The 14,089-nt window shown below is 47.4% G+C and carries 9 protein-coding genes; 2 read left to right on the top strand and 7 right to left on the bottom strand.

Going from position 1 to position 14,089, the window contains the following annotated elements; translation table 11 throughout:
• Nucleotides 1–56: 56 nt before the first annotated feature.
• The 3 genes from QM870_RS05640 to QM870_RS05630 all read right to left on the bottom strand — a co-directional run bounded on the left by QM870_RS05640 (nt 57) and on the right by QM870_RS05630 (nt 3,209).
• Nucleotides 57–785 (bottom strand): pseudouridine synthase, encoded by a 729-nt coding sequence (locus QM870_RS05640; protein WP_155125074.1) that lies wholly within the window; start codon nt 783–785, stop codon nt 57–59.
• Between the two features lie 2 nt (nt 786–787).
• On the bottom strand, nt 788–1,939 hold the full coding sequence (locus QM870_RS05635; RefSeq protein ID WP_155125073.1) for an MFS transporter: 1,152 nt from the start codon (nt 1,937–1,939) through the stop codon (nt 788–790).
• Nucleotides 1,940–2,045: 106 nt separating this feature from the next.
• Nucleotides 2,046–3,209 carry an MFS transporter gene (locus tag QM870_RS05630; protein ID WP_414368966.1) on the bottom strand — a complete coding sequence of 388 codons (1,164 nt, stop codon included), beginning with the start codon at nt 3,207–3,209 and terminating at the stop codon, nt 2,046–2,048.
• A 144-nt stretch (nt 3,210–3,353) separates the two neighbouring features.
• Here QM870_RS05630 and QM870_RS05625 point away from each other — a divergent pair, with 144 nt between their 5' ends.
• Both QM870_RS05625 and def read left to right on the top strand, forming a co-directional pair.
• Nucleotides 3,354–4,040: a cyclic nucleotide-binding domain-containing protein gene (locus QM870_RS05625; protein ID WP_414368965.1), complete on the top strand. Its 687-nt coding sequence runs from the start codon at nt 3,354–3,356 to the stop codon at nt 4,038–4,040.
• Between the two features lie 60 nt (nt 4,041–4,100).
• Nucleotides 4,101–4,715, top strand: a complete 615-nt coding sequence (def, locus tag QM870_RS05620) for a peptide deformylase (RefSeq protein WP_003004253.1) — start codon at nt 4,101–4,103, stop codon at nt 4,713–4,715.
• Between the two features lie 204 nt (nt 4,716–4,919).
• Here def and QM870_RS05615 read toward each other — a convergent pair whose 3' ends face one another.
• From QM870_RS05615 to QM870_RS05600, 4 genes are all read right to left on the bottom strand, one after another.
• Nucleotides 4,920–6,161 (bottom strand): aminopeptidase, encoded by a 1,242-nt coding sequence (locus QM870_RS05615; protein ID WP_371475462.1) that lies wholly within the window; start codon nt 6,159–6,161, stop codon nt 4,920–4,922.
• A gap of 255 nt (nt 6,162–6,416) precedes the next feature.
• Complete coding sequence (locus tag QM870_RS05610) at nt 6,417–9,269, bottom strand: AAA family ATPase (RefSeq protein WP_414368962.1); 2,853 nt, start codon at nt 9,267–9,269, stop codon at nt 6,417–6,419.
• Nucleotides 9,270–9,419: 150 nt separating this feature from the next.
• Nucleotides 9,420–9,569 carry a hypothetical protein gene (locus tag QM870_RS05605; RefSeq protein ID WP_118095917.1) on the bottom strand — a complete coding sequence of 50 codons (150 nt, stop codon included), beginning with the start codon at nt 9,567–9,569 and terminating at the stop codon, nt 9,420–9,422.
• 17 nt (nt 9,570–9,586) lie between these two features.
• Nucleotides 9,587–13,981 (bottom strand): PolC-type DNA polymerase III, encoded by a 4,395-nt coding sequence (locus tag QM870_RS05600; RefSeq protein WP_414368960.1) that lies wholly within the window; start codon nt 13,979–13,981, stop codon nt 9,587–9,589.
• Nucleotides 13,982–14,089 lie beyond the last annotated feature (108 nt).

The following is a 14,089-nucleotide window of genomic DNA, read 5'->3' as shown; positions in this document are numbered from 1 at the left end:
CAATCTAAAAATAATTGAGAGGCTAGGACTTTTGTCCCAGCCTCTTGGTTTTTTGCTTATAAAGGAACTCCGAAGACCTCTAGGGACTTGAGTTCAGAAGGATAGAGTCTCCGCCATTCTCCCAATGGAAGAGTTGGATCTAGCGTTAGAGGACCCATAGAGATCCGCTCTAAATCCACCACTTCCTTACCACAGGCAGCGACCATGCGCTTGACCTGATGGAATTTTCCTTCAGCGATTTCGATTTCGACGTAGGAGCTGGTATTTGCCTCATTCACCTCTAAGATCTGCAATCTCGCAGGCAGGGTCGTGAAGTCTTTGAGGGCAATGCCAGCTTCAAAACGGGCCACATCTGCCTCATCCATGATCCCAGCCACCTGGGCACGGTAGATCTTCGACACATGCTTCTTCGGCGAAAGCATGGCATGGGCGAGCTTGCCATTATTGGTCAAAAGTAGTAAGCCATGGGTATCGATATCTAGACGCCCGACAGGAAATACTTCCTTGTGACGGGCTGTCTCGTCCAATAAATCTAGCACAGTTTGGTGGTGATCATCTTCAGTCGCTGAGATGACTCCAGCTGGTTTATTAAGCAGATAATACACGAAGGTTTCATGGACCAAGTTTTCTCCCATAAAGGTCACCTGATCCTTGTCTGGATCAATCTGCAGCTTTCCTGCTGTCTCTTTTTTTCCATTTACTGCGATTTTCTTTTGCTTGAGGAGTTGTTTGACCTCGGACCTGCTCCCCACGCCACAATCCACTAAAAATTTATCTAGTCGCATGATTACTTCCCGCTCTTTCGTACAATCCAAAGACCAAAAAAGGAAACCAGGATCATGAGGATACCAGAAAATCCAAAAATGAAGACTGGAGCGGATGAGATCGTCCCTAATAGACTAAGGACAAAGGTCGTTGCGATCGAACCTGTACTACATCCCAAAACCGCAATGGACGTTGCCTGGCTCAAGACCCCTGCTGGCATCTTATCAGATAAGACATTGTAAACTGTTGTCAAAGCCACACTGTAGGCGAAGCCAGAAGCAATTGTTACAAGGGCAAGAATCAAGAGATTTGGAGAGACCCCGATCAACATTTGGGTCAAGCCATAAGCTACTCCCGAAACCAATAATAAACGATCACGGAATAGATAGGTCAAGGGCGAGAAGGCCAAACCTGCCAAGATCCCAACAAATTGCATGGCTGCTAATATAACCCCAGCAGTTTGGGCAGTGCCATGTCCAACTTGTTCTACCACACTTGGAATCCGAACGGTGATCATGACATTGGACAAGACGATAGCTGCCGCAACGACCGCTAAGCCGAGCGTAGTCCGCCATTGTCCCCCCGTCATCTTCACATCCTTGTGTTTTTCCTCCACTGCTTCTGTCTTAGATCCATAAGGCACAAATAAGAGATACAAAAGTAAGATAGGAATACTGATGCCGTAAACGAGAAAGGCAGCCTGCCAGCCAAAGCGAATCAAGAGGCTGACTCCAAAGGTTAAAACGGCCGTCCCAACAACCTCTGCAGAACCCCGAATGCCAAGTGTTTGGACACGTTCTTTTCCTTTATAGCGCTCACTGATAATGGCTATGGCAGAAACATTGAGCAAGCCAACCGCCATCCCGAAAATAATCCGAGACAAAAAGACAACCGGATAAGCTGGACTGATTAAGGGAATAAAGCCACATAGAGCGTAAGCGACTAGGCCTATCACAATCATCTGACGCTCTGAAAATAGGCGCCCAATCCATTTATTGAAGATGAGTGAAACCATGATCCCTGCAGAAGGAAGCGAGACCAAGAGCTCAATCATGCTGTGAGGAATTCCCTTGTAATAGGCAAACATGGCCGACTGCGCACTCGAAATCGAAAACGAGGTCGTCAAAATAAATGAAAGCGCGAGAATACTCACTTTCTCCATGATTTTTTTCATTATTCTATCCTTTAAACTAATCTTTTTTTTCACACTCCTCCTATAATAACACGAGCTAGTGACAGGACGCAATAGATTGAATTAAAAAAACGAAATGATTTCTCCATCATTTCGTTCGTGCTAACAATTGTGAGGCAAATACTCCCGTTAGGACCATCAAAGCACCAATCCAGACAAAGAGCAGATGATTGGTAGGAGCTAGTGGCGTCACCAACTGGATGAAGAAAGAAGAGAGGGCTGATCCGAGATTGCAGCCAATCAAGACAAGCGAAGTCGCAAGGTTCAGGAGATTGGTCGGGATTTTTTCAGATAAGTGATAGAAGATACTGGTGACCCCCGTACTGTAGGTAAATCCTGCTAAAAGGGTTCCTAAAACCAGGCTCCACAGCTGTCCGGACAAGCCAATCAAGGCCAGAGCTAGTCCAAAACCAAAGCACATGATCATGAGCAAGTTCTTTTTGAAAACATGTGTCAAACTGGCAAAGCCTACCCCTGCTACAATCCCTGTCAATTGCATCAGACTCAAGACGGTTCCAGCTGTTGTCGCCGTTCCCATACGGGAATCAACAATGATATCCGGCACGCGCAGGCTAATAATAGAATTGAAGCAAATGATGATACCAGCAATCACAGCTAGCATCAGACTAAAACGCCATTGAGGGGATCGAAGGCGGACAGATCCCGTCTTTTTCTCCTTCAAGCTAGCCTGTTTTTTCCCCTTAGGATAGGGAACAAAAAGGATATAGAGGAGTAAAATCAAATAACCACCACCATATACGGCAAAGATCGCTGGCCAGCCTAGGGGTAAGAGTTGGCCCACCATAAAGGTCAAGATGGCAGAGCCCACCACTTCAGCAGAGCCCCGATAGCCCAGCATCCGAGTCTTATCATTGCCCGAGTAGCGCTCACTGATAATTGAAATAGCCTTGGCATTGATCATTCCTGTCCCCAAGCCAAAGAGCAAACGACTTAGAAAGATGAGAGGATAGTCCTGCACGACCAAAGGAACGAGACCACTAGTTGAAAAGAGCAAGAGCCCTGTGACAATCATCTGGCGCTCACTCATCCACCGTTCGATCACGCTATTTAAAAAGAGCATGGCCACGACCGCAAAGGCTGGCAGGGAAACCAAGAGTTCCACCTGACCTGCTGAATAACCGAAGTGGCTAAAATAGGCCTTCATAGCCGGCAAACCGGCTGTAATTGAAAAGGATGAGATCAGCATGAGCGACAAACTCAAGAGACTGATTCTTTCCATTGTTTTTTTCATTTTTTATTTCCTACACTTTACTGGTAACATTTGATTTTACTAGTTTTTTCAGAAAAGATTCAAACTAGTATTTTCAATAGAATCCTAGTATAATCAATTTAGAAATAGAAAAACAGGACATTTGTCCTATTTTAGGAGATTGAGATGAAAAAAATTTCCCCATCTACAAGACTCAAGGAAATCATCACAGACTACCAATTGGACCAGATCTTTCCGGGCGACTGCCTCAGCCAGCTGGACCTCGTCCTCTATCAGGCTGGAGAGTATATCTGCCGCCAAGGTTCTGAGCAAGATGTCATTCCTTATTTTCTCAAAGGCCGCCTCAATATCGTCCACAGTCTTGAAAATGGCAGCGACACCATCCTTGAAATCCAAGAAAAACCTGGACTCTTAGGAGAGATTGAGCTCCTGCTCGATCGGGTTTGTATCACATCGGTCATTGCAGACCAAGACTCGCTAGTCGTCCAGCTCCCAGCCCAGCACTTTAAGAAGCGCCTCCTGCTTGATCCAACCTTTTTGCGCTCTACGGCCAAGACCTTGGCTGAGAAATTGCACCAGATCAACTATTTGGCTCCTGCCAACTTTCATTATTCGGTCAAGGAACGCCTCGCCACGCATTTTCTGGAGCATTGCGATGAAAATGGGACCCTCAAGCCCAAGATGAATCAGCTGGCTCTGCGTTTTGGGATCAGCTACCGCCACCTTAGCCGCGTCATCAAGCAGATGATCGAAGAGGGCTTAGTCCAAAGAGAAGGACGGATCTATACGATTTTAGATGCAAAAAGGATGGATGACTTGTCCATCAAACATGCGGAAACCGTCGGCAGATAACTTTAATTTTAGGCTCTTTTGTGTTATCATGGAGGGTAGAAAGAAAGTGAGAGTAAAACGATGAAAGCAATTGAAAAAGTTACAAGAGCGTCCCATTTGATTGATATGGATGACATTATCCGCGAAGGAAATCCAACACTTCGAGCTGTTGCAGAAGACGTGACCTTCCCTTTGTCTGATCAGGAAATTATCCTGGGTGAAAAAATGATGCAATTCTTGCACCATTCTCAAGACCCTGTTATGGCTGAAAAACTTGGCCTCCGTGGAGGAGTGGGACTCGCAGCTCCTCAGCTGGATATCTCAAAACGGATTATAGCTGTTTTAGTTCCCAATCCAGAAGATGCCGATGGAAACCCACCAAAAGAAGCCTATAGCCTTCAAGAAGTCATGTATAATCCAAAGGTTGTCGCCCATTCTGTGCAAGATGCTGCGCTTGGCGACGGGGAAGGCTGTCTCTCTGTAGACCGCAACGTCCCTGGCTATGTGGTTCGCCATGCCCGCGTGACGGTTGAGTATTTCACAAAAGATGGGGAAAAGAAACGCATCAAACTCAAGGGCTACAACTCCATCGTCGTTCAACATGAAATTGACCACACCAACGGCATCATGTTCTATGACCGCATCAACCCAAACAACCCATTTGAAATCAAAGAAGGCCTTTTGATTTTAGAATAGAGCAAATGACAAAAAAGTAAGGTAGTAGTGAATCATCACTACTACCTTACTTTTTTTACGAGACTGCGTCTACCGATTTCTGTCTCTCGGCACAGTGGTTGATTGACGGTACTCGAACCTTTCGGTTCTTCGTCCAGTCTAATCAACTGTGTGGGGGCAGGACTACGAAATCGAGACTGCGTCTACCGATTTCTGTCCTGCTCCCTATATTGCCCAATCTCCGTTGCGGAAGACTGGGACACGGGTTCCGTCTTCTCGGATGCCGTCGATATCCATTTGGCTTGAGCCGATCATGAAGTCGACGTGAACGTCTGAGCGGTTGAGGCCGGCTGCTTCGAGTTCTTCTTCTGTGAACTCTGCGCCACCTTCTACACTGGTTGCATAGGCTGCTCCGATGGCCAAGTGGTTAGAGGCATTTTCATCAAAGAGAGTGTTAAAGAAGGTGATCCCTGACTGTGAAATTGGGCTTGGATCTGGTACGAGGGCACATTCACCCAAGGCACGCGCTCCCTTGTTTTTGAAGACCAAATCTTTCATGACTTGATCGCCTTTTTCTGCTGTGATGTCTACGATTTCTCCATTTTCAAAGGTCACTTTGATCCCTTCGATGATGTTTCCGTTATAGCTAAGCGGTTTTGTAGACGTTACATAGCCTTCTGCACGGCGGAAGTCAGGAGCTGTGAAGACCTCTTCTGTCGGCATGTTTGGCAAGAAACTTTCTCCTTGGGCATTGATGGCTCCGGCAGATTCCCAGACGTGGTTTTTCGGCAAGCCAAGAGTCAAATCAGTCCCTGGGGCTGTGTAATGAAGGGCTGAGAATTGTTCCTTATTCAGTGTATCTGCCTTGCTCTTGAGAATAGCTGCATGCTTTTCCCATGCTTTGACTGGATCTTCCTCGTAAACTCGGCAAGTCTTGAAGATTTGATCCCACAGGAGATCCACTGCTTCTTCATCGCTCGCCGCATTTGGGAAGACCTTTTTCGCCCATTCTAAACCTGCTGCAGCAGCAACGGTCCAGCTGACCTTGTTGGATTGAGTAGCGATGCGCATTGGTTTCATGGCCATGCCCAAAGCCTTAGCAGATGCCGAAAGTTTCTCTGCATCGACACCATTTAAGGCACCTGGATCAGATGAACGCACACCCAAGCGACTAGCCTTGTGGTCTAAGAGGTAGTTCATCTCTGCAATCTTGTAGTCAGGCACGTTGTCCAAGCGATCCATCGGTGCATGGAGGAATTTTTCCCGGGTAGTGAAATCATCTGCCCATTGGACAATCACTTCGTGTGCCCCCAAGGCATAGGCTTCCTTCACAATCAAGTGGGCCAATTCTCTTTGTTCCACATCAATGTTCAAGACCAAGGTATGGCCAGGTTGCACGTTGATACCGTTCGCAACCAATAATTTAGCGTATTTTTCGAGGTTTTCTTTAAAATTTGGTAAAACCATTGTTTTCTCCTTCATAAGTGAATGATCTCCTCCTAGTATACCATAAGTCCATGCAAAAAGAGAGTGGGACAGAAATCGGTAATTCGTTAGAATTCGATTTCGTCGTCCCACCTCCGCAAAGTTGAGTAGGGCTGTAAAAGCTGATGAAATCAGCGTAGTAGAGCCCACTCAACCACTGCGTCTTGCTCGACAATCCAAAAATAATTGAGAGGCTAGGACTTTTGTCCCAGCCTCCTTTTTCTTGTCCCTTCTAGCTTAAGGAAGAACATAACCTTGATCATCCACGGTATGGGCTTGTTCAGAACTGCTATTCTCTCTCAAAGCTTCCAAATCTTGATCCAAAATGGAATTGTAGTCTGTACTACCTTCACGGGTTACCCGAGTTGATACTTGGCGCAAGAGTTTTTCATTGAGATTGCGAACCCAGCGACCATTACTATGGTCATTGGCACGCATATAATTCCCTTTCACAATCTCTCCATAAAGGGCTTCATTGACCTGGTAACCTTGCTTGCGCAATCCCAACAGACCGATCTCGACGATTTCATCTGGACTATAGTCTTCAAAGTCAAATGTCGTCGGGATCCGACTTTGCAAACCTGAATTGACCTGCAAGAAGTCGTGCATCTCTTTCGTGTAACCAGCAAAGATAATGACGATATCGCGGCGGTGATCCTCCATAAATTTGAGGACTTCATCCAAGGCTTCCTTCCCAAAATCATCATTTAAACCGGTATAGAGCGTGTAGGCCTCATCGATAAAGAGGACTCCACCCAGTGCACTCTCCAAAACTTCACGCGTCTTCAAGGCTGTTTGACCTTGGTAGCCTCCAACCAGATTGCTCCGCGAAACTTCAATGAATTTCTTCTGCTTGATAACCCCTTTTTGGAAGAGGATATTGCCCAAAATACGGGCCACGGTGGTCTTCCCTGTACCAGGATTTCCAAGAAAGAGAGAGTGCAAGGTCGTATCTTCAACGATGCCACCTTGTTCAGCCCGTTTTTGGTTGAACTCAGCCATGGCCACGAATTGTTCAACTTGCTCTTTCACCTTAGCAATTCCAACCAAACGGTTGAGGGCAGCCATCCCATCTTCTTCCTTGTCGGCTCCTGCTTGATACTTACCTTGGTTAAGGACAGCATCGATATCGCTATTGAGGATGGTCTCAATATCGTCGGAACCTTGGGCCACCACCCGATCTGCCATGGTCTTGGTCAATTGCTCATCCAGGTTCCGGATCCAGCGACCATTGCTCTTATCTAGCGAGCCATCATAAGCCCGCTTAACATGCCGCGCATAGTAATCCCGGTCTTCGAGTTTGTAGTCCCCTTTGCTTAGGATCATTTCACCTAGTTGGACAATCTCATCTCCTGTGAAATCTTCAAAGATGAAATTATTTGGCACCCGAGAACGAAGGCCTGGATTGGTCTTTAAGAACTCCTCCATTTCCTTGGTATAGCCGGCAAAGATAATCATGATATCGTCACGATTGTCCTCCATAAATTTAAGGATGGTATTGATCGCCTCGATCCCAAAGTCCGCACCGCTGTCCTTTTTATCCAAGCTATAGGCTTCATCGATAAAGAGGATGCCTCCTCGCGCTTTTTCAAGCAGGGCCTGGGTCTGTTCAGCCGTTCCTCCAATATTCGAAGAGATCAGATCGGACTCCGTTGCTTCCACGAAACGGAATTCTTCCCCTGAGAGGACACCTGCATCAAAGAGCACTTGTCCCAACAGACGGGCCACAGTGGTTTTCCCTGTACCAGGATTTCCCATAAAAGCAGCGTGCAAGGTTTGCTTTTCAGGTGCCTTGCCACTGGCGATTCGTTTCTTATTGAATTCCACCATGTTGATCATTTTCTTGATCTCATGTTTGACTTTTTCAAGACCAATCAGGCTATTGAGTTCTTGAAGAGCATCTTGTTTCTTCTCTGGTCCAGAGTCTCTTGCGGTGGTTGGAGCCACCGTTGCATCCGTCGTCTGTCCCGTAGGAACGACTTGCGCATTGCCCTTCGCCACTTCTCTGCTAACAAGATAGTCACAGTCATCCTCGATTTCCTTGGTCAGATCACGCGCATCCCCTTGCTTATAGGTCATGGTGCCCACCTTCGCAAAGGCTCCACCTTGAAGCCGTATATTAGGATCCGCAATCTTATGACAAATCATATGCTCAGCCATCAGCACACCATCATCAAAAACGCCAAATGAAATGGTTTCGGCATTCTCATTCAAGAAGGTTGTTTCTCCAGTCAGGGAAGCAAAGGACTCTTCATAGACGCATAAAAATTCTGTAAATGTAGCCTGGTGAGCTCGGATCATACTATTGAATGAATTGATGGAGGTTATACGATCCGAATCCGAATTGAATTGAACATTATTATCAAGACAGACCCCAGTACCGGTAGGTAGCTCAATTTTACAGTTTTCAGACTCCCAGATGACATTCCTCAACCAAACTGGTGGAAAATCCTTTTCCAGATCCCCGCCTGTAATCGTTGAATTTTTTGCAATCACTTCTGAGTCCTTGGCATGGATGGTATTATTCCCAAATATTTCAATATGGACATTTTCTAAGGCCAATTTAGAGCCTTCTGACAGATCTATCTTAGAAAAGATCGTTGAATTGCGAATAGTCAATTCCGAAGCGGACATACCGATGGCACTTTGGTGTTTTTCCGGAACCTTCATCCCGACTCCTTCCAGTGTCAACTTCGAATGCGTATCCATATAGATAAAAAATTCACTATTTGTCGGAGTGGTTGCTTCAAAATAGACCTGTTTACAGGTGATATCTGAGCTATTCCATAAGAGCAAGGTAGTATAATTCCCACCAACTTTAAACCACAGATCTTCAAATGTCACCTGAGCTCCCTCTACAAATCGGAAGGAAGCCTCAATGATGTTGTTAAACATGCGCCCATTGCCATTTGGATTTGGGACCACATGCCCCACAAAATGAAGGTTCTTGTCGATCTCGATCACTTTATTTGTCGGCCATTGAAAGACATACCCATTTTCAAACTCGATGGTATCCCCATCCTGCGCTTTTTCAATCGCATCCATAAAGTTCCAACTATTGTTGTAAGGCCCTACTAAATATCTTGCCACGCGCTTTTCCTCTGTTTCATCTTTTCTGTTTCCTTGTTATAAACACTTGTCACTAAAAATTGTAACACAATCTAGTGCCAAAGAAAACACTTATCAGATCTGAAAGGACTGAAAAACCTCTATTTTCAAAAGGAAAATAGAGGCTATCAGTTAATCTTTCAAGGCTGAAAATAAGCCGGCTAGAGCAATCGCTCCTGAGATCATGGCGGTGGAAAGGAGCAGCACATGGTCTGCCACTTCTAGCTTGTACTCAAAGACTTTTTCAGCTGGTTTGTCTTCTGCAAAAATTTCTAACTTCATGTTCTCCTCCTTTGTTTCTAGAACAAATCATCAAAGAGGCTCAACTGGTTATCCTCTGGCATATTGCCAAGAATGCCCATCTCATCCATCTTTTCAACCAGGGTAGACGAAACACCGCCACGCTTCCGGAGCTCGGTCTTTGAGAGGAATTCTCCTTCTTCACGCGCCCGCACGATTTGCTTGGCAACGTTCTCTCCCAGACCATCCATAGCGACAAATGGCGGAATCAGGGTATCCCCATCGATCAAGAATTCTGTCGCCTGACTGCGATAGAGGTCTAGCTTGCCAAACTTGAAGCCCCGCTCCCACATCTCATTGACAATCTCAAGGGTAGTGTAGAGATCAATCTCCACATTGGAAGCTTCGTTGTTCTTACGTTTCTCAGCGATTTCCTTCATCCGAGCTTTCACGGCCTCAAGGCCTGCTCCTATGGTCTTGATGTCAAAGGCCTTAGCCCGAATCGAGAAGTAAGCACAGTAGTAATAAAGTGGATGATGCACCTTAAAGTAGGCCACACGAAGGGCCATCATAACATAGGCCGCCGCATGGGCTTTAGGGAACATGTACTTGATCTTCCCACAGGACTCGATGTACCATTCAGGGACATTGTTTTCCTTCATGGCTTGGATGTAGCCATTGCGCTCTTCTTCTGAGATCTTGAGCCACATGCCTTTCCGCACGCGCTCCATGATGGTAAAGGCCATCTTAGGCTTGAGCCCCGCGTGCATGAGATACACCATGATGTCGTCCCGACACCCGATAACGGTCGATAGATCGGCAATGCCCGCCTTGATCAAATCTTGGGCATTTCCCAACCACACGTCGGTACCGTGAGACAGACCAGAGAGCTGCAAGAGCTCCGCGAAGGTCGTCGGATGGGTTTCTTCGACCATGCCCCGAACAAAGTTGGTCCCAAACTCTGGAATCCCCAACATTCCTGTCGGCGTTCCGATCTGCTCAGCTGTCACCCCTAGCACTTCCGTCCCAGAAAAGAGAGCCATGACCCCTGGATCATCCATAGGGATATCATTTGGATCAATACCTGACAAGTCTTGGAGCTTGCGAATCATGGTCGGATCATCATGTCCCAGGACATCGAGCTTGAGGACGTTCTCATCGATATCGTGGAAGTTAAAGTGAGTGGTCTGCCATTCAGCTGTCACATCGTCTGCCGGATACTGGACCGGAGTAAAGTCATAGACATCCATATAGTTTGGAATAACAACGATTCCCCCCGGGTGCTGACCGGTCGTCCGTTTGACCCCAGCTGCACCAAGAGCCAAGCGCTCGACCTCGGCATCCCGGTAGTACTTGCCATAGTCCCGCTCATAACCCTTGACAAAACCGTAGGCAGTCTTAGCTGCGACCGTACCTACCGTTCCTGCCCGGAAGGCATATTCTTCCCCAAAGATATCGCGGACATCCAAGTGGGCACTCGGCTGGTCTTCCCCGGAGAAGTTCAAATCGATATCGGGTACCTTGTCCCCATCGAAACCGAGGAAGGTTTCAAAAGGAATATCCTGCCCATTTTTGCTGAGCTTGTGGCCACAGTTTGGACAATCCTTGTCCGGCATATCAAAACCAGATCCATAAGAACCGTCTGTGATGAACTCACTGTACTGGCACTGGCTGCAGACATAGTGAGGCGAGAGCGGATTAACCTCGGTGATCCCAATCATGGTCGCGACAAAGCTGGATCCAACGGATCCACGCGATCCAACCAGATAGCCCCGCTCATTGGAACGATGCACCAGCATTTGCGAGGCCAGATAAATCACGGCAAAGCCATTCCCCAAGATGGAGGTTAATTCCTTTTCTATCCGCAAATCGACAATATCAGGGAGGGGATTACCATAGATCTCAAAGGCCCGCTTGTAGGTCAATTCTGCAACTGTTTCTTCGGCCTTGTCGATAAATGGCGTATAGAGGTCGCCCTTGACCACTTCGACCGGCTCAAAGGTCTCTGCGAGCGCATTGGTATTTTCAATAACAATCTTGCGCGCCAAGTCCTCTCCCAAAAAGGCGAATTCATCCAGCATTTCATTGGTGGTTCTAAAATGCGCTTTTGGCAGTGGCGCTGGCTGGGCATCTTCTCCGTGGCCAATGGTCCGGTTGATCATAGCCCCTTGACCGAGACTACGGACAATAATCTCCCGATAGATCTCATCTTCCGGCTCTAGATAGTGGACATTTCCTGTCGCAAGAACGGGCTTGCCGAGACGATCTCCCACTTCGATCAAGCTCTTGATAATGGTCTGGAGTTCGTCCATGTCCTTGACCTGCTCCTTGGCAATGAGGGGCGCGTAGATAGCCGGTGGCATCACCTCGATAAAGTCGTAGTACTTGGCCACTTCGACTGCCGCATCCACACCTTGCGACATGACCGCATCAAAAACTTCCCCTTCTGAGCAGGCCGATCCGAGGATCAAGCCCTCGCGGTGGGCGTCCAGCACGGTCTTGGGAATCCGTGGGACTCCTTCGAAATACTTGGTCCCAGAAAGTGACACCAGTTTAAACATGTTCTTAAGGCCGGTCTGATTCTTAACATAGAGAGTCGCATGCTTGACCCGCGCCTTCTTATAAGAATTCTCATCGATCAAATCGATATTCAAGTCCTTAAGATTGGTCACCCCGTGCTTTTCAGCGACATCTTTAATGAAGATAAAGAGCAGGCGCCCCGTCGCTTCCGCATCATAGTTGGCCATGTGGTGGTGCTCCAAGCCTACCCCAAAGCGCTTGGTCAATGGCCCCAAGCCATGCCGTTTAAAATCTGGATAGAGGTTACGGGCAAATTCTAGGGTATCGATGACTGGCTGAGTGATCTTGGGAAGACCATGACGCTCATAGTTGGCATTCATGAATCCCACGTCAAAGGTAGCATTGTGGGCAACGAGAACCGTTCCCTCACAGAAGGCCTGAAACTCCTTCAAGACCTGCACCAAGGGCTTAGCTCCCCGAACATGCTCGTTGGTGATCCCTGTCAATTGGGTCGTAAAGGCGGACAGAGGATGGCCTGGATCGATAAACTCATCAAACTCCTCAATGACATTGCCCTTGTACATCTTAGAAGCTGCGACCTGGATCAAGTCATTGTAGATGGCTGAAAGTCCCGTCGTTTCCACGTCAAAGACCACATAAGTCGCTTCATTGAGGTCCAGATCCACCTCATTATAGGTGATGGGCACCTTGTCCTCTACGATATTGGCTTCCATCCCATAGATCAGCTGGATCCCAGCTTTCTTGGCTGCTTTAAAGCCGTGCGGGAAACTCTGCACATTGCCATGGTCGGTGATGGCCACCGCCTTATGCCCCCACTCGGCTGCCTTGGCGATCAGCTCTTCGACTTCCGGCAGGGCATCCATGGTGGACATATTGGTATGGGCGTGGAATTCCACCCGGCGCTCACCCTCTGGCATCAGGTCCTTGCGGGCATAATGCACGACTTCCTGGATATCTTGGACATTCATGGTCAAGTCGCGCGTGAAATTGTTCATTTCGATATTTCCCCGCACCCGGAGCCAGCTGTTCTTCTTGATCATGTCAAACTTCTGGGCTTCTTCCTCATTTTTGACCCATTTCTGAAGGGAAAAACTCGAGGTATAGTCGGTCATCTTAAAGCTAATCAAGACCCGACCGGTCCGTGTCACCTTGTGCTCCACGTCAAAGACCACACCCTCAAAGACAATCCGGTTCTCTTCTGTCGTAATCTCGATCATCGGAGTGATCTCGGCCTTGTCTAGCTTAGGTTTAGTCGCCACCTTCTTAGCCTTAAAATCAAAGGCTGGCTTTTCTTCAACCGCTGGTGGCGGAGCCATCTGGGCCAAGGATTCCATAGCTCGCAAGGTCTCTTCATTGGCTGCTTGGAAGATCTTTTCATTTTCCTGCTCAAAGCGCGCCACTTCTTGCTCTGTCAGCTCTTCATCAGACTCCACTCGACAGGTGAAATGCGGAAAACCGAAGGCTTCCAACTGCTTGGCAAGGTTGGGCAAATGGTTCTTACGAAAATGCTCCGTATCGACCGAAGAAGGCCCTGAGATGATCAATTCCTGCCCTTCCGCCCGCACCTGCAAGTCTTGGTAGAGCCCCTTAAAGCCTTGACTCGCGCAAGGGCCATCCTCAAAGACCTCCCGATAGTAGGCCTGCAATAAATCCGCAGAAAAATCCGGATTAGCCACTTGTATGGTAAAGGTTGCCTGGTTTCCCGTCTTTGAAAATTCTTCCTTCAAGCGCTGGCGCAATTCCTTAAACAAAGTGATCGGCAAGACTTCCGCAAAGGCAAAGCGGAACTCCCAGACCCGGCTGACCTTGTGCACCACGACTTCTTGAATCTCCGCATGCAAAAAGGCACTGGAAGATCGCATCTCCAGCGGCATATCCAGCTGATCCATTAAAATTTCAAAGGTGTTGGACATTGTTTCTCCCTTGATCTTGATTCTTTTGCTCGCTTTTGAGTAGCCCGCTTCTAAGCAAAAACAGAACCATTTAAAAGCATTCGTAACCCTTATTTTATCACAATTTAA

This window comes from Streptococcus parasanguinis (genome assembly GCF_047463195.1).
GTDB classification, from domain to species: Bacteria; Bacillota; Bacilli; order Lactobacillales; family Streptococcaceae; genus Streptococcus; species Streptococcus parasanguinis_R.
Note: the sequence above shows the minus strand (reverse complement) of the source record. Positions and strands in the feature narration are given on the sequence as shown.

What these genes read in the sequence shown, in the direction of transcription:
- QM870_RS05615 (WP_371475462.1), bottom strand. Translation starts at nt 6,161, where the DNA reads ATGGTTTTACCAAATTTTAAAGAAAACCTCGAAAAATACGCTAAATTA.
- QM870_RS05630 (WP_414368966.1), bottom strand. Translation starts at nt 3,209, where the DNA reads ATGAAAAAAACAATGGAAAGAATCAGTCTCTTGAGTTTGTCGCTCATG.
- QM870_RS05640 (WP_155125074.1), bottom strand. Translation starts at nt 785, where the DNA reads ATGCGACTAGATAAATTTTTAGTGGATTGTGGCGTGGGGAGCAGGTCC.
- QM870_RS05635 (WP_155125073.1), bottom strand. Translation starts at nt 1,939, where the DNA reads ATGAAAAAAATCATGGAGAAAGTGAGTATTCTCGCGCTTTCATTTATT.
- QM870_RS05625 (WP_414368965.1), top strand. Translation starts at nt 3,354, where the DNA reads ATGAAAAAAATTTCCCCATCTACAAGACTCAAGGAAATCATCACAGAC.
- QM870_RS05605 (WP_118095917.1), bottom strand. Translation starts at nt 9,569, where the DNA reads ATGAAGTTAGAAATTTTTGCAGAAGACAAACCAGCTGAAAAAGTCTTT.
- def (WP_003004253.1), top strand. Translation starts at nt 4,101, where the DNA reads ATGAAAGCAATTGAAAAAGTTACAAGAGCGTCCCATTTGATTGATATG.
- QM870_RS05600 (WP_414368960.1), bottom strand. Translation starts at nt 13,981, where the DNA reads ATGTCCAACACCTTTGAAATTTTAATGGATCAGCTGGATATGCCGCTG.